This is a genomic window from Pseudomonas sp. FG35, from assembly GCF_057809295.1.
The window spans coordinates 152,481-175,260 of sequence record NZ_JBMDJR010000005.1 but is presented as its reverse complement, the minus strand read 5'-3'; the positions used below and the strand labels follow the sequence as shown (position 1 = coordinate 175,260).

Annotated in this window: 22 protein-coding genes; 12 read left to right on the top strand and 10 right to left on the bottom strand. The window is 60.8% G+C overall.

Going from position 1 to position 22,780, the window contains the following annotated elements; translation table 11 throughout:
* Window positions 1-8 precede the first annotated feature (8 nt).
* Complete coding sequence (locus tag ACODTD_RS12130) at window positions 9-1,424, bottom strand: acetyl-CoA carboxylase biotin carboxylase subunit (RefSeq protein WP_007954255.1); 1,416 nt, start codon at window positions 1,422-1,424, stop codon at window positions 9-11.
* A 189-nt stretch (window positions 1,425-1,613) separates the two neighbouring features.
* On the opposite strand from ACODTD_RS12130, the gene ACODTD_RS12125 reads away from it, so the two are divergent.
* Window positions 1,614-2,576: a LysR family transcriptional regulator gene (locus ACODTD_RS12125; protein WP_007954252.1), complete on the top strand. Its 963-nt coding sequence runs from the start codon at window positions 1,614-1,616 to the stop codon at window positions 2,574-2,576.
* On the opposite strand, the gene ACODTD_RS12120 is transcribed toward ACODTD_RS12125, so the two are convergent.
* The 3 genes from ACODTD_RS12120 to ACODTD_RS12110 all read right to left on the bottom strand — a co-directional run bounded on the left by ACODTD_RS12120 (window position 2,518) and on the right by ACODTD_RS12110 (window position 6,723).
* Entirely contained in the window at window positions 2,518-2,724 is a 207-nt protein-coding gene (locus ACODTD_RS12120) for a PA3496 family putative envelope integrity protein (RefSeq protein ID WP_007954251.1), read from the bottom strand. The two genes, ACODTD_RS12125 and ACODTD_RS12120, sit on opposite strands and share 59 nt — an antisense overlap.
* Window positions 2,725-2,832: 108 nt before the next feature.
* Window positions 2,833-3,699 carry a transcriptional regulator HexR gene (gene hexR, locus ACODTD_RS12115; protein WP_007954250.1) on the bottom strand — a complete coding sequence of 289 codons (867 nt, stop codon included), beginning with the start codon at window positions 3,697-3,699 and terminating at the stop codon, window positions 2,833-2,835.
* Window positions 3,700-3,849: 150 nt separating this feature from the next.
* Window positions 3,850-6,723, bottom strand: coding sequence for a putative bifunctional diguanylate cyclase/phosphodiesterase (locus ACODTD_RS12110; RefSeq protein ID WP_041475470.1), 2,874 nt, complete (start codon window positions 6,721-6,723; stop codon window positions 3,850-3,852).
* 259 nt (window positions 6,724-6,982) lie between these two features.
* Between ACODTD_RS12110 and uvrD the strand changes: the two genes are divergently transcribed.
* From uvrD to ACODTD_RS12090, 4 genes are all read left to right on the top strand, one after another.
* On the top strand, window positions 6,983-9,166 hold the full coding sequence (gene uvrD, locus ACODTD_RS12105; RefSeq protein WP_011336640.1) for a DNA helicase II: 2,184 nt from the start codon (window positions 6,983-6,985) through the stop codon (window positions 9,164-9,166).
* Between the two features lie 53 nt (window positions 9,167-9,219).
* Entirely contained in the window at window positions 9,220-9,660 is a 441-nt protein-coding gene (locus tag ACODTD_RS12100) for an EamA family transporter (RefSeq protein ID WP_011336641.1), read from the top strand.
* A 175-nt stretch (window positions 9,661-9,835) separates the two neighbouring features.
* Window positions 9,836-10,714 (top strand): Tim44 domain-containing protein, encoded by an 879-nt coding sequence (locus ACODTD_RS12095; RefSeq protein WP_007954246.1) that lies wholly within the window; start codon window positions 9,836-9,838, stop codon window positions 10,712-10,714.
* A gap of 138 nt (window positions 10,715-10,852) precedes the next feature.
* Complete coding sequence (locus ACODTD_RS12090; protein WP_007954245.1) at window positions 10,853-11,260, top strand: SMI1/KNR4 family protein; 408 nt, start codon at window positions 10,853-10,855, stop codon at window positions 11,258-11,260.
* Window positions 11,261-11,281: 21 nt separating this feature from the next.
* On the opposite strand, the gene ACODTD_RS12085 is transcribed toward ACODTD_RS12090, so the two are convergent.
* Window positions 11,282-13,045, bottom strand: coding sequence for a cation:proton antiporter (locus ACODTD_RS12085; protein ID WP_011336642.1), 1,764 nt, complete (start codon window positions 13,043-13,045; stop codon window positions 11,282-11,284).
* Window positions 13,046-13,327: 282 nt separating this feature from the next.
* Between ACODTD_RS12085 and ACODTD_RS12080 the strand changes: the two genes are divergently transcribed.
* Window positions 13,328-13,810: an acyl-CoA thioesterase gene (locus ACODTD_RS12080; RefSeq protein ID WP_003229693.1), complete on the top strand. Its 483-nt coding sequence runs from the start codon at window positions 13,328-13,330 to the stop codon at window positions 13,808-13,810.
* A gap of 43 nt (window positions 13,811-13,853) precedes the next feature.
* On the opposite strand, the gene pdxY is transcribed toward ACODTD_RS12080, so the two are convergent.
* Window positions 13,854-14,726 (bottom strand): pyridoxal kinase PdxY, encoded by an 873-nt coding sequence (gene pdxY / locus ACODTD_RS12075; RefSeq protein ID WP_085686046.1) that lies wholly within the window; start codon window positions 14,724-14,726, stop codon window positions 13,854-13,856.
* A 117-nt stretch (window positions 14,727-14,843) separates the two neighbouring features.
* Here pdxY and ACODTD_RS12070 point away from each other — a divergent pair, with 117 nt between their 5' ends.
* On the top strand, window positions 14,844-15,257 hold the full coding sequence (locus ACODTD_RS12070; protein WP_011336644.1) for a DUF3301 domain-containing protein: 414 nt from the start codon (window positions 14,844-14,846) through the stop codon (window positions 15,255-15,257).
* Between the two features lies 1 nt (window position 15,258).
* Here ACODTD_RS12070 and ACODTD_RS12065 read toward each other — a convergent pair whose 3' ends face one another.
* The gene (locus tag ACODTD_RS12065) at window positions 15,259-16,230 is read right to left on the bottom strand and encodes a CobW family GTP-binding protein (RefSeq protein WP_489104882.1); all 972 of its coding nucleotides are present in this window, start codon (window positions 16,228-16,230) and stop codon (window positions 15,259-15,261) included.
* 24 nt (window positions 16,231-16,254) lie between these two features.
* Here ACODTD_RS12065 and ACODTD_RS12060 point away from each other — a divergent pair, with 24 nt between their 5' ends.
* Window positions 16,255-16,611, top strand: coding sequence for an NADH:ubiquinone oxidoreductase (locus ACODTD_RS12060; protein WP_201819750.1), 357 nt, complete (start codon window positions 16,255-16,257; stop codon window positions 16,609-16,611).
* A 4-nt stretch (window positions 16,612-16,615) separates the two neighbouring features.
* Here the strand turns inward: ACODTD_RS12060 and ACODTD_RS12055 are convergent, their stop codons facing one another.
* Both ACODTD_RS12055 and zigA read right to left on the bottom strand, forming a co-directional pair.
* Window positions 16,616-17,266 (bottom strand): DUF1826 domain-containing protein, encoded by a 651-nt coding sequence (locus ACODTD_RS12055; RefSeq protein ID WP_201819747.1) that lies wholly within the window; start codon window positions 17,264-17,266, stop codon window positions 16,616-16,618.
* The gene (zigA, locus tag ACODTD_RS12050) at window positions 17,266-18,471 is read right to left on the bottom strand and encodes a zinc metallochaperone GTPase ZigA (protein ID WP_285354271.1); all 1,206 of its coding nucleotides are present in this window, start codon (window positions 18,469-18,471) and stop codon (window positions 17,266-17,268) included. Before zigA ends, ACODTD_RS12055 begins: the two co-directional genes overlap by 1 nt.
* A gap of 223 nt (window positions 18,472-18,694) precedes the next feature.
* On the opposite strand from zigA, the gene ACODTD_RS12045 reads away from it, so the two are divergent.
* Window positions 18,695-19,069: a hypothetical protein gene (locus ACODTD_RS12045; protein WP_011336649.1), complete on the top strand. Its 375-nt coding sequence runs from the start codon at window positions 18,695-18,697 to the stop codon at window positions 19,067-19,069.
* Here the strand turns inward: ACODTD_RS12045 and ACODTD_RS12040 are convergent.
* Complete coding sequence (locus tag ACODTD_RS12040) at window positions 19,066-20,265, bottom strand: N-acetylmuramoyl-L-alanine amidase (RefSeq protein WP_201819739.1); 1,200 nt, start codon at window positions 20,263-20,265, stop codon at window positions 19,066-19,068. The two genes, ACODTD_RS12045 and ACODTD_RS12040, sit on opposite strands and share 4 nt — an antisense overlap.
* An 84-nt stretch (window positions 20,266-20,349) precedes the next feature.
* Here ACODTD_RS12040 and folE2 point away from each other — a divergent pair, with 84 nt between their 5' ends.
* Genes folE2 through ACODTD_RS12025 form a run of 3 tightly spaced genes read left to right on the top strand, consistent with a single transcriptional unit; the run spans window position 20,350 to window position 22,777 of the window.
* Window positions 20,350-21,246, top strand: coding sequence for a GTP cyclohydrolase FolE2 (folE2, locus tag ACODTD_RS12035; RefSeq protein ID WP_489104881.1), 897 nt, complete (start codon window positions 20,350-20,352; stop codon window positions 21,244-21,246).
* Window positions 21,243-21,911 (top strand): metal ABC transporter ATP-binding protein, encoded by a 669-nt coding sequence (locus tag ACODTD_RS12030; RefSeq protein ID WP_011336652.1) that lies wholly within the window; start codon window positions 21,243-21,245, stop codon window positions 21,909-21,911. The genes folE2 and ACODTD_RS12030 overlap by 4 nt, the downstream gene beginning before the upstream one ends.
* The gene (locus ACODTD_RS12025) at window positions 21,911-22,777 is read left to right on the top strand and encodes a metal ABC transporter permease (RefSeq protein WP_201819735.1); all 867 of its coding nucleotides are present in this window, start codon (window positions 21,911-21,913) and stop codon (window positions 22,775-22,777) included. The genes ACODTD_RS12030 and ACODTD_RS12025 overlap by 1 nt, the downstream gene beginning before the upstream one ends.
* The last annotated feature ends 3 nt before the right edge of the window (window positions 22,778-22,780 follow it).

Below are 22,780 nucleotides of genomic sequence, written 5' to 3'. Positions count from 1 at the left end.
TCTATTCCTCACAGGCCTGCGTGGGCGGCGATGGCGGCGGCGATGGCCAGGGCCAGCTCTTCGGGTTTGCGCTTGATCGAGTAGTTGGTCAGTTCGGGGTGGCTTTCGACGAAGCTGGTATTGAACTGGCCGCTACGGAATTCCGGGTTGCGCAGGATTTCCTGGTAGTACGCGGCGGTGGTCTTCACGCCTTGCAGGCGCATGTCGTCGAGGGCGCGCAGACCACGGTCCATCGCCTCTTCCCAGGTCAGTGCCCAGACCACCAGTTTCAGGCACATCGAGTCGTAGAACGGCGGAATGGTGTAGCCGGTGTAGATCGCCGTGTCGGTACGCACGCCAGGTCCGCCGGGGGCGTAGTAACGGGTGATCTTGCCGAAGCTCGGCAGGAAGTTGTTCTTCGGGTCTTCGGCGTTGATCCGGAATTGCAGGGCAAAACCGCGATGCTGGATGTCCTCCTGCTTCACCGACAGCGGCAGCCCGGAGGCGATGCGGATCTGTTCGCGGACGATGTCGATCCCGGTGATTTCTTCGGTGATGGTGTGTTCCACCTGCACCCGGGTATTCATCTCCATGAAGTACACCTCGCCCTCGGCGAGCAAAAACTCCACGGTGCCGGCGTTCTCGTAACCCACGGCCTTGGCCGCACGCACCGACAGGTCGCCGATGTAGGCGCGCTGTTCCGGGGTCAGCTGCGGGCTCGGGGCGATTTCGATCAGCTTCTGGTTACGGCGCTGGATCGAGCAGTCACGTTCGAACAGATGCACGACGTTGCCGAAGCTGTCGCCGAGTATCTGCGCTTCGATGTGCTTGGGATTGACGATGCATTTTTCCAGGAACACTTCCGCCGAACCGAAGGCCTTGGTGGCTTCGGAAATGACGCGAGGGAAGTTCTGTTCGAGTTCTTCGCGGCTGTTGCAGCGACGGATACCGCGACCGCCACCACCGGAAGTGGCCTTGAGCATCACCGGGTAACCGATGCGGTCGCCCTCGCTCAATGCTTCCTCGATGCCGGAGACGTTGCCTTCGGTGCCCGGCGTGACCGGCACGCCGGCCTTGATCATGCTGCGGCGCGCTTCGGTCTTGTCGCCCATGCGGCGGATGACTTCCGCCGACGGGCCGATGAATTTGATCCCGCGTTCGGCGCAGATGTCTGCCAGCTCGGCGTTTTCCGAGAGGAAACCGTAGCCGGGGTGCAGCGCATCGCAACCGGTTTCCACGGCCAGGTTCACCAGCTTGCGCGGGTTCAGGTAACCGGCCAGCGGCTCGGCACCAATGCTGTGGGCCTCGTCCGCACGCTTCACATGCAAGGCATGCCGGTCGGCGTCGGAGTAGATCGCGACCGAGCGGATGCCCATCTCGGCGCAGGCACGCACGATTCGTACGGCAATCTCACCACGGTTGGCGATCAGGATCTTTGTTATCACTTGGAGGTTCCCTTGAGCCGGTGGCACCACGACCTGCTAGACCAGGTCGGCACGTGACCAAATGTTTCAATCTGGTCTCGGCTCCACACTAGCGCTGCCAAGGGATTAACAAAAATGAATAAAAATTGGGTCAGGCATAAGTAAAGACTTATAGTCAGCGCATCAGCCAACGGCCAGAGTCGGTAGAAAATGCGTAAGTCCCTGATGCGTATGACATTGCGTCAATTGCAGATCTTCAACGAAGTGTGTGATTTACGTTCCTACAGCCGAGCGGCCGAGGAAATGTCGCTCACGCAACCGGCCGTCAGCCTACAGATTCGTCAGCTCGAAGAGCTGATCGGCCAGCCATTATTCGATTACGTCGGCAAAAAACTCTACATGACCGAGGCCGCCGAAGCACTGCAGCGCGCCAGCCGGGACATCTTCGGCCGCCTGGAAAACCTCGACATGCAGCTGTCGGACATGCAGGGTTCGCTGCAGGGCCAGTTGAAACTGGCGGTGGAATCCAGCGCCAAATACTTCGTGCCGCACCTGTTCGCGGCGTTCAAGCGCCAGCATCCGGAAGTGAACCTGCAACTGACGGTGGTCAACCGTGGCCAGGTGATTCGTCGACTCTCCGACAACCGCGACGATCTGGTGATCATGTCGATGGTGCCGCAGGACATGGGCCTGGAATTCCTGCCGTTCCTCAACAACCCGATCGTTGCCGTGGCGCGTCCCGATCATCCGCTGGCGCACATGGGCCCGCTGCGCTTGCAGGATCTCGAACCGTATACCTTGCTGATCCGCGAACCCGGCTCGGGCACACGACTGGCCTGCGAGGAGTATTTCAAAGAGAAGCGCGTGCACTTCACCCAGACCCAGGAAGTGGCGTCAGCCGAAGCCCAGCGTGAATGCGTGGTGGCGGGTCTGGGCCTGGCGCTGTTGACACGCCACGCCCTGAACCTGGAGCTGGCGACCGGCGGCCTGGTCGAGCTGCCGGTCGAAGAGTTGCCGCTGTTTCGCAGTTGGTGCCTGGTGCAAGCCAAAGCCAAACGGCTGTCACCGGTGGCGCACGCCTTCCTGGCGTTTATCCGCAGCGAACGGGTGCAGATCAGCGCGCTGGTTGAGCGCTTCGACGGGAAGCTGCCGGTGCTGCCTGCCAGTGATTGATGTCCTCGGGAAAATCGCCGATTTCGGCCTGAAGCTGGCGGAGTTCGAAGCGATCTTCGATAGCGCGGCGAAACTCCATGCGGCGCTGGTCTTCCTGCTGACGACGGGTTTTCGCGGCGCTGTTGCGTTCTTCGTAAGGCTGAGCCATTTCGAGTCTCCCAAGGCGATTACGGGAGTTTCACGATAGGCTTGGGGGATGACGGTTTAGCTTCGTCGGGGTTACAGGCAGATGAAGATTGCCGTCACCCCAAGACAATCAGTCGTCCAGCGCTTTTACCGATTTTGGCGACAGCCGCAAGCTGCGCAGGCTGCGCTTGACGCTCTTGAGGTGGTTGACCAGGCTCGGCCCGCGCGCCATGGCCACGCCCATCGCCAATACGTCGATCACCACCAGGTGAGCGATACGCGAAGTCAACGGGGTGTAGATTTCGGTGTCTTCGTGAACGTCGATCGCCAGGTTGACGGTCGACAGCTCGGCCAGCGGCGTCTGGCTCGGGCACAGGGTAATCAGCGACGCCCCGCTCTCGCGAACGAGGTTGGCGGTGATCAGCAGGTCTTTGGAGCGGCCGGACTGGGAAATGCAGATCGCCACGTCGGTGGGCTTCAGCGTCACCGCCGACATCGCCTGCATGTGCGGGTCGGAATACGCCGCTGCCGTCAGCAGCAGACGGAAGAACTTGTGCTGCGCATCCGCCGCCACCGCGCCCGACGCACCAAAACCATAGAACTCGACGCGCTGGGCCTGGGACATCAGCGTCACCGCCCGTTGCAGCTCCAGAGGATCGAGCTTTTCGCGAACCTCCATCAGCGTGTGCAAGGTGGTGTCGAAGATTTTCAGGCTGTAGTCGGCGACGGAATCGTCTTCATGGATCGCGAACTGACCGAAGCTGGCGCCGGCCGCGAGGCTTTGCGCGAGCTTGAGTTTCAGATCCTGGAAACCGGAGCAACCAATGGCCCGGCAGAAGCGCACGATGGTCGGCTCGCTGATGCCGACGCTGTGGGCCAGGTCGGCCATGGAACTGTGCATCACCGCCGCAGGGTCAAGCAGCACGTGGTCGGCGACCTTGAGCTCCGACTTGCGTAACAGGTGACGTGACTGGGCGATGTGTTGCAGCAGATTCAAGGGGCTGGACTCTTGTTATGGAAAGATGTGCTTTGGCCAGATGCCGGGGATGTAGCAAGCTTGTAGTTATACTACATGAATCGGCTTTTTGCCTGCTCAATGCGTAACTGGATCCCCCCGGATCAGGCGACATGCGCTGCATGTAGCCCTTTACAGCGGTTTTTCCTGTTCACGCAGCAACGCGGCAAGGCCGACCGCCTCCACCGGACGGCTGATCAGATAGCCCTGCACCTCGTCGCAACCTTCAGCTTTCAGAAACGCCAGTTGCTCGGAACGCTCGACACCTTCGGCGACAACTTTCAGTGACAACCCGTGAGCCATCGCAATGATCGCCCGGGTGATCGCCGCGTCTTCGCTGCCCTCGCCCAATCCACGGATAAAGGCCTGATCGATCTTCACGTAGTCCACCGGAATCCGTTTCAGATAGCTCAGCGATGAATAGCCGGTACCGAAATCGTCGATGGCCAGCTTCACCCCCAGATCCCGCAACTGCTGGAACGTGGCGATGATGTGTTCGACGCTGTCGAGCAACTGGCTTTCGGTCAGCTCCAGTTCGAGGTAGTGCGGCGCCAGCCCGGTTTCCTCCAGCACCTGGCGCACCAGACTGACCAGTTTGCCCTGACGCAGTTGATGCACCGACAGGTTCACCGAAACCCGGATCGGCGCCAGCCCCTGACGCTGCCATTCGCACGCCTGCCAGCAGGCCTGGCGCAGCACGAACTCACCGATCGGCCCGATCAGCCCTGTCTCCTCCGCCAGACCGATGAAATCCCCCGGCGGTACCCGGCCCATGGTCGGGTGATCCCAACGCACCAGCGCTTCCGCCGCGTTGAGACGGCCGGTCGCCAGACACAGTTTCGGTTGATAGAAGACGTTGAGCTGCTTGTCCTCGATGGCTTTGCGCAGCTGGTTTTCCAGTTGCAGGCGCTCCAGCGTGCTGGCCTGCAGGCTGTCGGTGTAGAACTGGAAGTTGTTGCCGCCCAGGTGCTTGGCATGTTGCATGGCCATGTTCGACTGGCTGACCAGCGCGGAAATCTCCCGCGCATTGTCCGGCAGCATGCTGATGCCCATCGAGGCGCTGACCACCAGTTCATGCCCTTCGACCGTCAACGGCAGTCGCAGCTTGCTCGACAACCGGGTAGCGACCCGCGCCAGGCTCGACAGGTTGCCGTAGGCGTCGAACAGTACCGCGAACTCATCGCCGGACAGCCGGGCGATGGTGTCGGCTTCCGGAAGAGCATTGACCAGACGCCGGGACATCTTTTGCAGCAACTGGTCGGCGATCTCGTGACCGAGGCTGTCGTTGAGCAGCTTGAAGCGATCCAGATTGATGTGCAGCAACGCCAGACTCCGACGCCCGCCCTGTCGCACGCGCTGATGGGCTTCGTGCAGGCGTTCGCGAAACAGCGAGCGATTGGCAAGGCCAGTGAGCTCGTCGTAGTGGGTCAGGTAGCGCATGCGCTCTTCGGATTCGCGGCGCGCCGACAGATCGGCGAAGAAGCCGACGATATGGCTCACATTGCCCCGACTGTCGCGCACGGCATTCAGCTGCAGCCACTGCGGATACAGCTCGCCGTTCTTGCGGGTTTCCACCAGTTCGCCCTGCCAGCTGCCGTGCTGCTCCAGCGCGTGGCGGATCGCGACGTAGTGCCGACGGGCGTCGCGACTGCAAGGCAATTCGACGACGTTGCGCCCGAGCATGTCGCCGATGTCATAGCCGGTGACCCGACTGAAGGCCTGATTGATGGCGATCAGCGAATAATTCGGGTCGAGGATCACGATGCCTTCGCTGGCGGCCTCGAACACCGTCGCAGCCAGCTGCTGCTGGGCTTCCAGGCTTTTGCTGACGCTGATGTCGCGGCGGGTGCCGACCATGCGGATGACCCGACCGTTCTCGTCGCGCTCTACCGCCCGCCCACGGTCTTCGATCCAGACCCAGTGGCCGTCGCCGTGGCGCACGCGGTACTCGATCTGATAGTCCTCGGTGCGCCCCTTCAAGTGCTCGATCAACGCTCGCTTGAGCGGCGGCACGTCTTCCGGGTGCAGGCGTGGCCGCAGGTGCCTGAGCAGCCCGGTGACGTATTCCGGATCAATACCGAACAGTTCCTGAATCTGCGTGTGGTGAACTTCGTCGGTTTGCAGGTTCCAGTCCCACAGCCCCAGCTCACTGGCCTTCAACGCCAGGGCCAGGCGCGCCTCGCTCTTGCTCAGGGCCTGGTTGGCGACGTCCAGTTCCCGGCTGCGCTGGGCGACCCGGTCTTCCAGTTCGACCTGGGCTTCGCGCAGCTTGCTCTCGGCGCAGCGCCGGTGTTCGATTTCCTTCGCCAGCTCCTGATTGAGCTGTTCGCTGCGGGTTTGCGCTTGTTGCAGGTGTTCGATCAGGTGCTGGTTCTGGAAGCGCCGCAGCAAACCGCGATCGATCAGCCGATTGACCTGCCACGCCACCACGCTCAGCGAGCCGAGCAGGATCAGCCCGAGCCAGCCCCAGCCGCGCGCCAGTTCGTCACCGCCCCAGAACAGATAGCCGATGGCCGGCAACAGGCACGGCAAGGTAAAGGAAAGAAAGGCCGGAATGCTCACGGCGTAGGCCACGCTGGCCGACAGGGTCGCGGCGCCGATCAGGCCGAACACCCAGGCCTGCTGCATGAAGTTGTCGGCCGGAACCAAAGCGATGCCGGCACCGGCCAGGGTCAGACCGGTCATGGTCGAGCCGAGCAGGAACATCCGCCCCCAGATCGGCTGGGCCTGGCGATCGGGAATCGCCGAGTCGAACGCAGCGACCTGAATCACCCGCAACGCCACCAGCGACAACAGCCACACCAGCCAGACGCTGACCACAAAGTAACGCTGCGGGCTCCAGAGCAGGCCGGCGCAGACCAGACCATTGATCAACATGAACAGGGTGGGCAACAGCGAACCCTGATAAAGAAGGCGCGTGCGCTCGACCGCCATCTGGGTGGCGTAAAGCTTGCGGATCACCCGAGGCTCCAAGGAGGGGCCCGACAGGTCGAAGCTGAGGGTCATAGGCAACGTTCTTGTTCTTATAAGTGTGAGCATGCGCCCGGAAACGTGGACGGAGCATACACAAGCCGAACCACTTGCCAAACTGCCCCAGATCATAATTTCACCGAAACTTTTCCACCGCTCGTCACCCGCCAAAGCCCCGATGCCAGGCGGGCCAACGCCTGTAGCCGGTGACCGACCGGTCGTCATCGGCAGCACTTTCATCGGCTAATGCAAAGCTCGGTTTGCCCGGGCCTGCGGCGCACCCTAGAATGCCCCGATGCGCGATGATCTCTCCCTTCTGCTGAACTCCCTCAACGATGCCCAACGCCAGGCCGTAGCGGCTCCCGTTGGTCGTCAATTGGTCCTGGCCGGTGCCGGCTCCGGCAAAACCCGAGTGCTGGTGCACCGTATCGCCTGGTTGATCCAGGTCGAGAACGCCTCGCCCCACTCGATTCTGTCGGTGACCTTCACCAACAAGGCCGCTGCCGAGATGCGTCACCGCATCGAACAATTGCTGGGCATCAATCCGGCCGGCATGTGGGTCGGCACCTTCCACGGCCTGGCGCACCGCCTGCTGCGGGCGCACTGGCAGGAAGCCGGGCTGAGCCAGACCTTCCAGATTCTCGACAGCGACGACCAGCAACGCTTGGTCAAGCGGGTGATCCGCGAGCTGGGGCTGGACGAGCAACGCTGGCCGGCCCGTCAGGCCCAATGGTTCATCAACGGGCAGAAAGACGAAGGTCTGCGTCCGCAACACATTCAAGCCAGCGGCGATCTGTTCCTGGCCACCATGCGCGGCATTTATGAAGCGTACGAGGCCGCATGCCAGCGTGCCGGCGTCATCGATTTCTCCGAACTGCTGCTGCGCGCCCTCGACCTGTGGCGCGACCACCCGGGCCTGCTGGCGCACTACCAGAAGCGCTTCCGACACATTCTGGTGGACGAATTCCAGGACACCAACGCCGTGCAGTACGCCTGGTTGCGTCTGCTGGGCAAGGGCGGCGACAGCCTGATGGTGGTCGGCGACGACGACCAGTCGATCTACGGCTGGCGCGGCGCGAAAATCGAGAACATCCACCAGTATTCTTCGGACTTCCCGGACTCGGTGACCATCCGTCTGGAGCAGAACTACCGCTCCACGGCCGGCATCCTCAAGGCCGCCAACGCCCTGATCGCCAACAACACCGGGCGTCTGGGCAAAGAGCTGTGGACCGATGGCGGCGATGGCGAAGCGATCAATCTTTACGCCGCCTTCAACGAGCACGATGAAGCACGCTACGTTGTCGAAACCATCGAAAGCGCGCTGAAAACCGGCTTGGCCCGCAGCGATATCGCGATTCTCTACCGCTCCAACGCCCAATCGCGCGTTCTGGAAGAAGCCTTGCTGCGTGAACGCATTCCGTACCGCATCTATGGCGGCCAGCGCTTCTTCGAGCGGGCGGAAATCAAGAACGCCATGGCTTACCTGCGTTTGCTGGAAGGTCGCGGCAATGATGCGGCCCTGGAGCGGGTGATCAACGTCCCGGCGCGCGGCATCGGCGAGAAAACCGTCGAAGCGATCCGCGACCATGCCCGTCACAGCGATGTGTCGATGTGGGAAGCCATGGGCCAGCTGGTGGCCAACAAAGGCCTGACCGGTCGCGCCGCCGGTGCGCTGGGCGCGTTTATCGAACTGATCGAAAACCTGGCTGCCAAGTGCGCCGAGATGCCGTTGCACCTGATGACCCAGACCGTCATCGAGCAATCCGGACTGATCGCCTACCACGAAGCGGAAAAAGGCGAGAAAGGCCAGGCCCGGGTGGAAAACCTTGAGGAACTGGTCAGCGCTGCGCGCAACTTCGAGAACACCGAAGAAGACGAAGAACTGACGCCACTGGCGGCATTTCTCGGCCACGCTTCACTGGAGGCCGGTGACACCCAGGCCGACGAGCACGAAGACAGCATTCAGTTGATGACCCTGCACAGCGCCAAGGGCCTGGAATTCCCTTACGTGTTCCTGGTGGGCATGGAAGAAGGCTTGTTCCCGCACAAGATGAGCCTGGAAGAGCCGGGACGCCTTGAGGAAGAACGGCGCCTGGCCTATGTCGGCATTACCCGGGCGATGCAGAATCTGGTGATGACCTATGCTGAAACCCGACGCCTGTACGGCAGCGAAACCTACAACAAGGTGTCGCGTTTCGTACGGGAAGTACCGAAAGGCCTGATTCAGGAAGTACGCCTGTCCAACAGCGTCAGCCGGCCGTTCGGCGGTAACCAGTCGATGGGCGGCAGCAACCTGTTCAGCGGCAGCGAGATTCCGGAAACCGGCCTGAGCCTTGGCCAGGCTGTCCGTCACTCGATCTTCGGCGACGGCGTGATCCTCAACTTCGAAGGCGCCGGCGCCCAGGCCCGGGTGCAGGTGAATTTCGCCGAAGGCAGCAAGTGGCTGATGCTCGGGTACGCGAAGCTGGAAGCCATATAAGTCACCGTTCGTTCCCGCCCCCGGCGCGGGAACGAACACTGGAGGCAACGTCGATGGGCACTGGCTTCTTTTCCTCCTGGACATTCTGGGCCCTGCTCTCGGCCACCTTCGCCGCACTGACGGCCATCTTCGCCAAGATCGGCATCGAAAACGTCAACTCCGACTTCGCCACCCTGCTGCGCACAATCGTCGTATTGGTCAGTCTGGCCTTGATTTTGTACGCCACGGGCCAATATCAGTCCCTGGGATCGATCTCCGCCAAGAGCTACCTGTTCCTGCTGTTGTCGGGCCTGGGCACCGGCGCTTCATGGTTGTGCTACTTCCGGGCGTTGAAAGTCGGCCCGGCATCGCTGGTCGCCCCGGTGGACAAGCTCAGTGTGGTCTTCGTGGCGGTGCTCGGTGTGATCCTGCTGGGCGAGAAACTCGACCTGCGCCAGTGGGGCGGCATCGGCTTGATCACCGCCGGTGTGGTGATGCTGGCCTTGCGGCGCTGATCCATTTCCTGCTGAACCTATCTCCTTTTCCTACAGACAAAAGTACATGGCCTTATTGTCCTGACCGAGCTGAACGTAACCTGTCAGGCAAAAGCCCGAAACACTCTCTCGCTAGCCAGTAACACTTCACCTGTGCAACATGGCGCGCGTGTCTCCACAAACGGGAATTCCCTTTATGAAACGTTTTCTTAGCATCGCCATGGCGTTGTGCATCGGCCTGACGATGAGCCTCGACGCCAACGCCAAGCGCTTTGGTGGTGGCAAAAGCGCCGGCGCTGCGCCGACGCACCAGACCAGCCAGATGGCTCCTTCTTCCCCAGGCATGGGCGGCGCTGCGGCGACCGCTGGTGCTGCCGGTGCCGCGGGCGCTGCGGCCAAGGCCGGCGGTGCTTCGAAATGGCTCGGCCCTCTGGCCGGCATCGCGGCCGGTGGCCTGCTCGCTTCCATGTTCATGGGCGGCGGCTTCGAAGGCATGCAGTTCTTCGATATCCTGATCATGGCCGTGATCGCGTTCGTGATCTTCCGCTTCATCGCCGCCCGTCGCCGCAAGCAACAGGAGCAGTTCGCTCCGGCCGGCGCGCCGATGCAGCGTGAAGTGTTCGAACAGAAACCGGCAGCCATGGGTTCGATCTTCGGTGGTTCGGCCGCGCCTGCTGCCGCCCGTCCGGTGATCAACGCGCCGGCCTGGTTCAACGAACAGCGCTTCCTCGAAGCTGCCCGCAGCCACTTCCAGGCGCTGCAGCAGCACTGGGACGCCAACGAAATGGACAAGATCGCCGAGTTCGTGACTCCGCAGATGTTCGAGTTCCTCAAGCGCGAACGCGCGGAGCTGGGTGACGCCTTCCAGTCCACCTACATCGACAATCTCCAGGTGCAACTGGATGGCGTGGATGACCGTGCGGACAAGACCATCGCCACCCTGACCTTCAACGGCGTGTCGAAGACCTCGCGTTTCGACCAGCAGGGCGAAGTGTTCAGCGAAAGCTGGAACATGGAACGTCCACAGGGCGACAACCAGCCTTGGCTGGTCGCCGGTATCCGCCAGAACGGCTGATCACCTACGACGTTTTACGTGCAGCAATGAAAACCCCGGCCTCGGCCGGGGTTTTCTATTTCGCGGTTGCATCTATAGCGAGCTACTGTATAAACCGCCCCATATAAACCGCGCCATTCAAGCAAGAGGATCCCGGACGTGGAAGAAATCATCGAACAACTGCGCGAAGCCAACGAACCCGTACCGGTTCCTTTGGAGTTGCCCGACGAAGACCAGTTGGTGGAAATCGAAGAAGAACTCTTCATCAACATCCCGTTCGTCTTCAAAGAGTTTCTGCTGACCGTCAGCGACGTGGTTTACGGCAGCCTGGAGCCAGTGACCGTCACCGACCCGCAATCCCACACCTACCTGCCGGACGTCGCTGCCAACGCCTGGGATGCCGGCGTGCCGCGGGACCTGATCCCGATCTGCCAGGACGGTGACGACTACTACTGCGTCGAAGAAGACGGCACCGTGGTGCTGTGGTCGGGCGAAGAAGAACTGATCACCGAAGAGTCCTGGGAATCGGTCTGGCACTGGGCGCGGGACGTCTGGCTGGAAAGCTGACACGCCCGCCTTGATGGGTGGTCAGTGCCCCGACGACTCCTTGTGGTTGTCGAGGGTTTCCAGCAGGGCCACCTGCATCCGCGTGTGCACCCGGATGAACCAGCGCCAGAGCAGCGCCGCCACGGCGGCCGCGACCACGGCGATCAGCACCAGCAACTTGTTGGTCGGCAAGATACTGGCCGACAAGGCTGCCAACAGCAGGAAAATCACCAGCAGCGAGATGATCGGGATCACTTCGGCGATCACTCGGCGCACTCGCTGTGTGTGACGCCCGGCCATTTCCGGCTTCACACCCATCTCCGCCAGCAACATCGACAGCGCCTTGAGCTTGCGATAGGCCGCGATCAGGAACGGCAACGACACCAGCAACGCCCCGCCCCAGATCAACGCCTTCTGCCAGCTTGGGTCGCTGATCCATTCCTGCATCCAGATCGAGAGGCGCCCGGCAAAGAAAGCGCCGGCAAAGAAGATCGCGATCACCAGCGCCAGATTGACCCCGACCTGCAGCAGGATCCGCCGGATCATCGACGCCAGCATCGCGCCCTCACCCTGCGGCTGAATGCTACGCAGCCATTCGCCGTACATTCCGAACACTCGACCGAGGCGCTGCGGCATCGCGGCTGACAGCTTGATCGACAGCGGATCGGCAGCCCGGATCAGGTACGGCGTCAGCAACGTAGTAATCACCGAAACCGCCACGGCCACCGGATACAGGAAGTTGCTGGTGACCTGCAGGGTCATCCCCAGCGCCGCGATGATGAAGGAGAATTCGCCAATCTGCGAAAGCCCCATCCCGACCCGCAGTGAGGTGCGTCCGTCATTACCCGCGATAAAGGCACCCAGACCGCAGGACAGCATCTTGCCCAGCACCACGGCCACAGTGATCACCGCGATCGGCCACGCGTACTGCAGAAGAATCATTGGGTCGAGCATCAGGCCGATGGCGACGAAGAAGATCGCACTGAACAGGTCGCGAACCGGCTCGATCAGGCGCTCGATTTTCAGCAGTTGCCGCGACTCGGCCATGATCGCGCCGATCAGGAACGCCCCGAGCACCATGCTGTACTCGAGTTTGACCACCAGCAGGCAGAAACCGAAACACAGGCCCAGCACGGTGATCAGCAGCATCTCGTTGCTTTCGAACCTGGCGACGTAAGCCAACAGACGCGGCACCAGCAGAATGCCGACTACCAGGGCGACGATCATGAACAGCGAGAGCTTGCCGACCGTGGAAAACACTTCGCCGGAGCTCACCGTGCCGCTGACCGCAATGCTCGACAGCAAGGCGATGATGCCGATGCCAAGAATATCCTCGACGATCAGCACGCCGAAGATCAGCTGCGCGAAGCGCTCGTTTTTCATCTTCAGGTCGTTGAGCGCCTTGACGATGATGGTGGTCGAGGAAATCGCCAGGATCGCGCCGAGGAACAGCGAATCCATGGTGTTCCAGTCGAACCAGCGGCCGATTTCGTAGCCGATCCAGATCATCAGGACAATTTCCAGGAACGCCGCGATGAAGGCCGTGGCGCCGACCTTGAACAGCTTGCGCAGGCTGAACTCCAGGCCCAGGCAGAACATCAGGAAAATCACCCCCAGCTCGGCGAGGGTCTTGATGGTTTCTTCGTCGTGGATCAGGCCGAACGGCGGTGTGTGCGGGCCGATGATGAAGCCGGCGACGATGTAACCGAGCACTACCGGCTGCTTGAAGCGGTGGAACAGCACGGTCACCACACCTGCGACCAGCATGATCACCGCCAGATCCTGAATAAAGCTGATGGCATGCATGGTGTGGGCTCCTTGAATGACGAGGCTCACGCAGGCATGGGAAATGTCTGGGCGAGCTGAGTAAAAATCCGCTTTGGGTGTAGGAATCGCCCTTGGGGAGGCGCTTTTGCAGGGTAACACCGCGACTTCCGGCTGAAAGGCGGTGCAATATATGGAAACAGATCGCTTCGGGCGTGACGGCGACCAGCTGCCTGGCGTCCCGATATCGGTGCTTTTGAAAAGCGACCAGGCACCCGCAGAGGTGTTTCTTCCAGCAACCCTGCCTTGACCCGTGAGAACGTTATGGAACCCGGAAACGCCCAGCTGTCGATGACGGTACTGATGACCCCTGACATGGCCAACTTCTCTGGCAATGTCCACGGCGGCACCCTGCTCAAATACCTCGACGAAGTGGCCTATGCCTGTGCCAGCCGTTATGCCGGCCGCTACGTGGTGACCCTGTCGGTGGATCAGGTGATTTTCCGCGAGCCGATCCATGTCGGCGAACTCGTGACCTTCCTCGCGTCGGTCAACTACACCGGCAACACCTCGATGGAAGTCGGCATCAAAGTGGTGACCGAAAACATCCGCGAGCGCTCGGTGCGCCACACCAACAGCTGCTTCTTCACCATGGTCGCGGTGGACGATCAACGCAAACCCGCCGCCGTACCGCCGCTGCAACCGCAGAACAGCGAAGACAAGCGCCGCTACATGCAGGCACAACAACGCCGGCAGATCCGTCAGGAGCTGGAAAAGCGCTATCAGGAAATCAAGGGCGACGCCTGAGTGAAAGCACGCTCGCGGACGTGGTCCGCGAGCGCTGCAATGATCAGAGGCTGATCGGCGTAGCCTCGAACTTCACCCGCGGGTGCGCAATCCGGTCTTGCGCCCGCACCAGTTGCAGTTCGTAACTGGCGCAGGCCTGGGTTTCCAGCAGCACTTCATGCACCGCTGCTGCGGTGAATTCAAACGCCGCCACCAGGCTATCCCCGAGCAGCACGCGCGCCAGAAACAGTCCGGACGTCAGATCGCCCACTCCCACCGGCTGACGCGGAAACGCCAGCAGCGGACGCCGCAGATGCCAGCTGCCCTCGGCGGTCACCAGCAACATTTCAAAGCCATCCGCCGGTTTGCCCGGATAATCCAGATGTTTGACCAGCACCGCTTTCGGCCCACGAGCCAGCAGCGCCCGCGCCATCGCCAGGCAATCGAACAGCGACTGCGGCTTGCGCCCGGAGAAGCTGTCCAGCTCCAACTGGTTCGGGCACATGAAATCCGCAACGGCAGCGGCTTCTTCCAGCAGGAAGTCACTGACCTCGGCGGGAACGCTGCAACCCTTTTCCGGATGCCCCATCACCGGGTCGCACAGATAAAGGGCTTTCGGGTTGACTGCCTTGATCCGCTCGATGCCACTGAGAATCGCCCGGCCCTGCGCCGCGCTACCGAGATAACCTGACAGCACCGCATCGCAATTACCGAGCTCACCGATGGCGGCAATGCCTTCGACCAGTTCGGGGATCCGGTGCGGCGCCAGCACTTCGCCGGCCCACTGACCGTACTGCGTATGGTTGGAAAACTGCACCGTATTGAGCGGCCAGACATTCACCCCGACCCGCTGCATCGGAAAAACCGCAGCGCTGTTGCCGGCGTGGCCGAACACCACATGGGACTGGATGGCGAGCAGATGAGGCGTACGTTTCATTCGGGTTTTTCCGTAAAACGATTGAAATTCAAGCCGCGCAGTATGCGACGAAACGCAGCCTGTACGACAGACCGGCGACGCAGTTAAGCTGACGCCATCATTTGGAGTTTCGTGTTGATGCTCACCCTGGAAAACATTTTCGTGCTGATGCTGTTCGCCGTCGCCGGTGCGTGGCTCTGGCACAACCACGGCTTGCGCGAGCGGGCACTGGAGCGGGTCAAACAACATTGCGCGAATGTCGGCGTCGAGTTGCTCGACGGTAACGTGGCGCTGAAGAAGATCGGCCTGATCAAGGACGCCAGCGGTCGGCGACGCCTGGCCCGGGTCTACAATTTCGAATTTACCGTGACCGGAGAAACCCGGCACAACGGCACCATCACCCAGTTCGGTGCGCACAGCGCGCAGATCGAACTGGCGCCCTACCCGGCACCGTTCGATGACACACCGCCCGTGGTGGAAGTGACCAAGCCACGTGGTGAAGTGATCGAGCTGAGCCAGTGGCGCCAGGAACACACCAAGTGGAAGCCTTGAATCAGCCTGTGTGAAGCCGACACCTGGCAAGACCGGCCTGTAATTCACTGACCGCCTGCGGTTCGTCGAAAATCAGCTCGATCCGGGAATCCTTGCGCCATTCACTGGGCAGCCAGCTGAGCTCGGCATTATCCAGCGCATTGGCTGACTGCCAGCCGTCCGGTTGGTGAATCACCAGTTTGGCCCGGCGCCAGTTCAGGCTTTTCAGCCATTGGGTAATCCCCGATACATCGAATACCTGGCTCGGATGCCAGCGCCAACCGATGCTCCAGCCACTCTCCTGCGCCTGGCTCAGGCAGATCGGCAATGCCGGATCGCTCCAGATGGCCGGCATCTGCGCCAGCCCTTGGGGCACGATCAACTTATCCACACCGGCCTGCGCCTGCACCGTCAAACCCGGCAACTCGCTGAGCGGCAACATCGCCTGCTGCGTCCAGATCAGGCGGACAGGCGGCAACTGTCGGGTGATTCGCTCACGCGCGGGCTCGTCGAGGTTTTCTGCCTTGTTCAACAGCAGCAAGCCTGCACTGGACAAGGCTTCCTGCTGCGCGTCCGGCAGCGGTTTGCCCGCGGCGAGGGCCTGGGCGTCCAGCACCAGCACGCAAGGTTGTACGGCGAGTACGCCTTGCCACAGCGCCTCGTTCAGTTGCTTCAGCAACTGCGCCGGATGCCCGAGCCCCGAGGGCTCGATGAACAGGCGATCCGGCTGCGCCTTGCGCAACAAACGCCCCAGACCAATCTGGAACGGCGCACCGTTCACGCAACACAAACAGCCCCCGGCCACTTCGCCCAGTGCGATACCATCGGCTTCGCAGGTCAACAGCGCAGCGTCGAGACCGATCTGGCCAAACTCGTTGATCAGCACCGCCCAGCGTTCGCCCTCCGGTCTCTGGGCCATGAGCTGGCGGATCAGGCTGGTCTTGCCCGCGCCCAAGGGGCCGGCGATGACGTGGGTGGGAATGTTCTGCAACATGATCAAGGTTTCTGGAGGTCAAAGATGCGGTGGATGGGATGGTCGTTGCTGCTGACGCTGGTATCTGGCCAGGCATTGGCACAGGCCTGCGTGGTGCACAGCCAGGCGGAGCGGCTCGACGTGAAGGTCTGCCAGCAGAACCGCAACATCCCGGAAAAACTGTTCAGCGACGGCTTCTGCCAGCCGACCCTGGCCGGGCAGAAAGTCGAGGTTCAATACGTCGAGCAGTGCCCCGCCGGCGCGTTCGGCGTGTGCAGCAACGCGCAAGTCGCCAATATGCCTTATCGCCAAGATATCCACTATTACGGCGTGGCCACCGATGCGGCGTATTTGCAGCCCTATTGCGAGACTCAGAGCCAGGGGAAATGGCTCAAGCCCTGAGGCGCTATCCGAGCCAGTCGAGGGTCAGCATCAGCCGCCGCTCACCCGGCGCCGGTTGCGGCGAGCGATGGATCAGGCCGAAACCTTCGTTGCCGTGCCATTTCTCGCCCTTTAGCAACGCCACTTCGCCCCGATTCAATTGCTGAATCCGTGAAGTTTCCTGCGGCTCGGCTTGCGGCTGTCCCAGTTGCCGACGGTCCATTTCCCCTTCCCTGAGCCATTCGCTGCCAACGCCTGAATAGGTCGTGATCAACCGCACCGGCACATGATCGACGTGAAAACGCGGACACATGGCCTTGTCCAGCACACGCAGGCGCAAGCCGATCCGCCGCGCGCCGAGCAAGCAGGCGAAGGCACTGACCAGCCATTTCAAGTCGCTGATAAACCCTTCGTAGCCTTCCAGATCGCGAAAGCCGCTGGCCAGCCCCGTGAGATCCGGTTCGGCGTCTTCGTCCGGCAATTCCAGGCAAAGCGCCTCGGCGTAAGGCTCGTTCAGAGACAACAACAAATCAGCGAACTCGGCAATGTGCAGCGGAATCTGGCGCTGCCAGACCGCGAGGTTGGTCTCGTCGTCGAGAATGTTCGCCAGTGCCTGCGGGGTCTGGCCGAAAGACTGATGACGAATGCTGCCTGGCAGCGATTTCAGGGCGAGCATCAGGCGACCTCGTCGTGCCATGAGCCAAACGGATCGCGTAGTTGTAGCCAGCCTTGAGTACCGAGCGCCATTTCGTCATCGGTCAGCAGGCAATCATCCAGTTCCGACGACAGCTGTGCGAAATCGATGTTCTGTCCGATAAACACCAGCTCCTGGCGACAATCGCCTACGCTGGCGATCCAGTTTTCCATGATCGCGGCGGTACTTTCCTGATCCTGCGGCCACTGTTCCTTTGGCACGAAGCGCCACCAGCGCCCGGCGAAACCGTGGCGCATCAGGCCACCTGCCTGAGACCAGCTACCGGCGTCGGTGGGTTTGCTGGCCAGCCAGAAGAAGCCTTTGGAGCGCAGCAATTTGCCGTTTACCCAAGGACGATCGATGAAGTCGAAGAAACGCTGCGGATGAAAGGGCCGGCGCGCCCGATAGGCCGTGGATGCGATGCCGTACTCATCGGTTTCCGGCACATGTTCGCCACGCAATTCCTGCAACCAGCCTGGGGCCTGGGCGGCCTTTTCAAAATCGAAACGACCGGTGTTGAGAATTTTCTCCAGCGGTACCTCACCCATGACCATCGGGATGATCTCGGCCTGAGCGTTGAGGCGTCTGAGAATGGCCATCAGCTCTTCCCGCTCGCGGCTGCTGATCAGGTCGATCTTGCTGATCAACAGGACGTCGGCGAATTCGATCTGCTCGATCAGCAGATCGGTGATCGAGCGCTCATCTTCTTCACCAAGAAATTCGCCACGGGAGGCGAGGTTTTCGGCGGCCTGGTAGTCCGGCAGGAAATTCATACCGTCGACTACAGTGACCATGGTGTCGAGGCGAGCGATGTCGGTAAGGCTTTGCCCCTGTTCATCACGGAAAGTGAACGTCTCGGCGACTGGCAACGGCTCGGAGATTCCCGTGGATTCGATCAGCAAGTAATCGAAGCGGCCTTCGCGGGCCAACTGACTGACCTCTTCAAGCAGGTCTTCGCGTAACGTACAGCAGATACAGCCGTTGCTCATTTCCACGAGCTTCTCTTCGGCACGGTTCAGACTGACATCACGCTGGACTTCGCTGCCATCGATATTGATTTCGCTCATATCGTTGACGATAACGGCGACGCGCAAATCATCTCTGTTACGTAGTACGTAATTCAAAAGTGTACTTTTTCCGGCACCGAGAAAGCCGGACAAAACGGTCACGGGAAGTCGGGAAGACATTGGATAAACCTCATCAGACGGTCGCTAAACAGCGCTGGAGGCTCTCGAGGCGAGCGTTCTTGGGCTTCGATGGGGTCACCAGGGAAACGGACGCTTGAAATGGAAGCCACGGAAAGCCTTGTCCGACTAATGTTATAGTATAACAACAAAATCAATCCACTCTCTTCTTGCTCAAAGTGACAAAGGGCTGGAAGCTGCAATCAATTCATCGCCGAGTCACATCATGAAAACCGCGCTGAAATACTCGTTTATCTGCCTGGCATTACTGACGCTGAAAGCCGAAGCACAAGTGCCGGGACTCGCCAATTGCACGCGCAGCGCAAACCTGTTGGCGTGCATTGATGGCAACGGCAACGCTTATAGCGTCAACACCGTCGGCAGCACGATTTACCTGCGCGGATTCGAGAAAGCGGGAAACCGCTATTGGGCGCAAACCAACAGCCGCTACGGGCAACTGACCTTTTTCACCGGCATCGCTTCCGATGGTGAAGCCTGGGTTGGCTACAACCGCCGCGTGGGCTGGACGACGATCAATCGGTTCTCCAGCTCAGGCGGCAGCAGTGCAAAGTTCACCTGCAGCCGGATCACTGGCTGCTAAACCGGCGATCCTTCCTGCTCTTGTTGCCATGCCATATAGCTGTCGACAGGTGGATTCTTCTGGAAATAACGCTGCAACCCCTCAAACAAACCGTCTGCCACGGCTTGCTGATGACGCGCCGTCCCCAGACGCTGACTGTCCCGTGCGTTGGAAATGAACCCGGTTTCCACCAAGATTGACGGCACATCCGGCGATTTCAGAACGGCAAATCCAGCCTGTTCCACGCGCTTTTGGTGCAGCGTGGTGATGCCAGCCAGGCTGCCCAGCACTGTGTTTCCGAGTTGCAAGCTGGCGGCGATGGTTGCGTTCATCGACATGTCGAGGATCACGCCAGCGAGCATCGGATCCTTGTCTTTGAAATTGAGCAGGCTGGTTGCACCGAGCAGATCCACACCGTTCTCACGCTGCGCCATGAACCGCGCGGTGGCGGACGTCGCGCCGCCTTCCGACAGGCAATACACCGACGCCCCGGAAGCGGTCAGACGCGGCGCAGCATCGGCGTGCACCGAGATGAACATGTCAGCCTTGTGCTGACGCGCGATTTCCACACGCTTGCGTAACGGGACGAAGAAATCTTCGTTACGAACCAGCTTCACATCAAAGCCTTTCTCACGTTTAAGCCGACGTGCGAGCAGTTGCGCGATGGACAGCACCACATCCTTTTCTCGCTCGCCTTTGGCGCCGATTGCACCCGGATCTTTCCCGCCATGACCTGGGTCGACCACCACCATGATGTCGCGCTTGGGGTGAGATTTTTCCTGGAGTGTTTCACGTGGAACGCTCGCCGGGACTCCTGCTGATGCGCTCATCAAGTCCAAAACCAGGCGATGTCCTTGCCCATCCTGAGGCGCCAACAAGAATGAATTGAGCTGAACCGGACTGCTTAAATCCAGCACGATCCGTGTGTTCCCTTGGCCAAAATGGCCGGAGCGGATCGAATGAATAGGGGTGCCGGATAACGTCAATTGGCTGAAGTCCCCAATCAGGCTGGCGCCGTTCAAATCGATGATCAACCGCTCTGGTGCACTCAAGGTAAACGTCTTGTAGCTCACGGAACCACTCAGATCGAACACCAGCCGAAGCTTGTCATCCGAACGCCAAAGACGCGCATTGCGTATCTGCGTGGCGGACACCGAAAAAGGCAAAACAAAGGCCGCGCTGGCCAGCATCAGGTTGAGCAAGTGGCGTCTGTGCATATGAAAGCCTGTTCATGAAAAAGGCATCGTGGTTTGAATTGTTATAATGTAACATCAAATTCAATTACCATGATGGAACTGCTCATGAACACGCTGACTTTGCCGGATGTCGCGGCTCAAGCCGCCCGCCAGGCCCTGCCTCTCGAATGGGTGGGGATGTGCGGCATCGCATTACCTGTGTTTATCGAAGGCCAACGCTTGGCTGCCAAAGCGGATGCAGGCGTCAGCCTGGATGATGGAGACGCACGCGGCATTCACATGTCGCGGCTCTATCTGGGGCTGGAAGCGATGGAGCAGCAGAACCTTTCTCCTGCCCTTTTACGACAAGTTTTGCAGCGCTTTCTCGACAGCCACGAAGATCTGTCCGAAGCCGCCTATCTTAATATCCATATTGATTTGCTCCTCAGAAGGCCCGCGTTGGTCAGCCCTTTGGCAGGATGGAAAACCTACCCCGTCACTGTTTCAGCCCACCTGAAAAGCAAAATGTTCCACGTGGAACTGAAAATGGAGGTGGCTTACTCGTCGACTTGCCCGTGTTCTGCAGCGTTGGCGAGGCAACTGATCCAGCAACAATTCATCGACGACTTTGCCAACAAACCGCTGCAGCACGCCGACGTGTTGGCGTGGTTGGGTTCGACCCAAGGCATCGTGGCCACACCTCACAGCCAACGCAGTACCGCCCAGTTGCATCTGCATCTGGACGAATTCGTCGACGAACTACCGCTGACGTCCATCATCAACGACGCCGAAGCAGCCCTCGGCACCGCCGTGCAAACCGCTGTGAAACGCGCCGACGAACAGGCCTTCGCCCTCGCCAACGGCCAGAACCTGATGTTCTGCGAAGACGCTGCTCGACGCCTGAATCTGGCCCTGCGTCGTTCACCTGGTATCAGCGAGTTTCACGTACGAGTCATCCACGCCGAAAGCCTTCATGCTCACGACGCCGTCGCCGAGAGTCATTGGCGCCGGGAGCAGCCATGATTCGCTGCCACAACCTGAGCTGGGGAATACCCGGCCAACCGCTCACTGCACCGCTCAGCCTAAGGCTGGAAAGCGGCAGCATGACGGCAATCATCGGCATCAACGGCAGTGGCAAAAGCAGCCTGCTCAAAGTCATCGCAGGTTTGCAGCGACCGTTGGCCGGCAAGGTCGAGTTGGGTGTCCCACGCCAAAGCGGTTTGTCCTTCCTGCCTCAGCAACAGCATCTGGATCGACAGTTCCCGATCAGTCTTCAAGAGTTGGTGGCAGCCGGTTTCTGGGGACGCCGACTGTCGTCGCAACTGAGAGCCCAACGTCTCGAATCCGCACTGGAAGACTGGCACCTGAGCGGACTGGAACATCGTCCCCTGATGGCCCTCTCCGGCGGGGAACTGCAACGCGCCCTACTCGCCCGATTGAGTCTGGCCGACACACCGTTGCTGCTGCTCGACGAACCCCACGCCGCGCTCGACGAACTGGGTCAGACATTGTTGTGGCAACACCTGCACGCCTGGCATGAACAAGGACGAACCCTGGTCGTGGTTTGCCATGACCTCGCCGCCGTGCGCCAACACATTCCACAGACCTTGCTGATCAAACCGAGCGGCTGCGCATACGGCAGCAGCATCAATCTCATCCAGCAAACGCCTCACACGCAGGTGGCCTGATGCTCACGCTGAGCCATTTATGGCAACCGTTCCACGAGTTCGTCTTCATGCGTCGCGCCCTGCTCGGCGGTCTGGTATTGGCGTGCAGCACGGCACCACTGGGCGTGTTTCTGATCCTGCGCCGGATGAGCCTGATCGGCGACGCCGTCGCCCACGGCATCCTCCCCGGCGCCGCGTTGGGGTTCTGGTTCGCCGGGTTGAGTCTGCCGGCGCTGACCCTCGGCGGACTCGGTGCCGGTCTGAGCATGGCCGGACTCGCCGCGTGGATTACCCGACGCACCGGCCTGCGCGAAGACGCCAGCCTCGCCGCGATCTATCCCATCTCGTTGGCCAGCGGTGTGCTGATTCTGGGGATCGCCGGCAAGCGACTCGATTTGCTGCACCTGCTGTTCGGCTCCGCACTGGCGGTGGACGGCGCGACCCTCCACGGCATGTTGTGGGTATCGGCGCTCAGCCTGATGGCCATGGCGCTGATCTATAAACCGTTGCTGCTCGACACGCTCGATCCGTTTTTCCTGCGCACGGTCAGCCGACTCGGCCCCGTCGCCCATGGCGTGTTCCTGACGCTGGTGGTGCTCAATCTGGTAATCGGTTTCCAGGCGATCGGTGCCTTGATGGTGGTCGGCCTGATGATGCTGCCCGCCGCCGCGTCTCGCTTCTGGAGCCGACGCCTGCCGATCCTGATCGCCATCGCCGCGCTCATCGGTTGCGCCTCGGTATGGCTTGGACTGTTGCTGTCGTTCTACTACTCGCTGCCCAGTGGCCCGGCCATCGTGCTGGTCGCCGGTGCCGGCTACTTGTTGTCCGTGGTGTTCGGACCGGTTCACGGTCTGTTGCGCCGCCCGCCTTTGCTCACATCCCAATGAGGT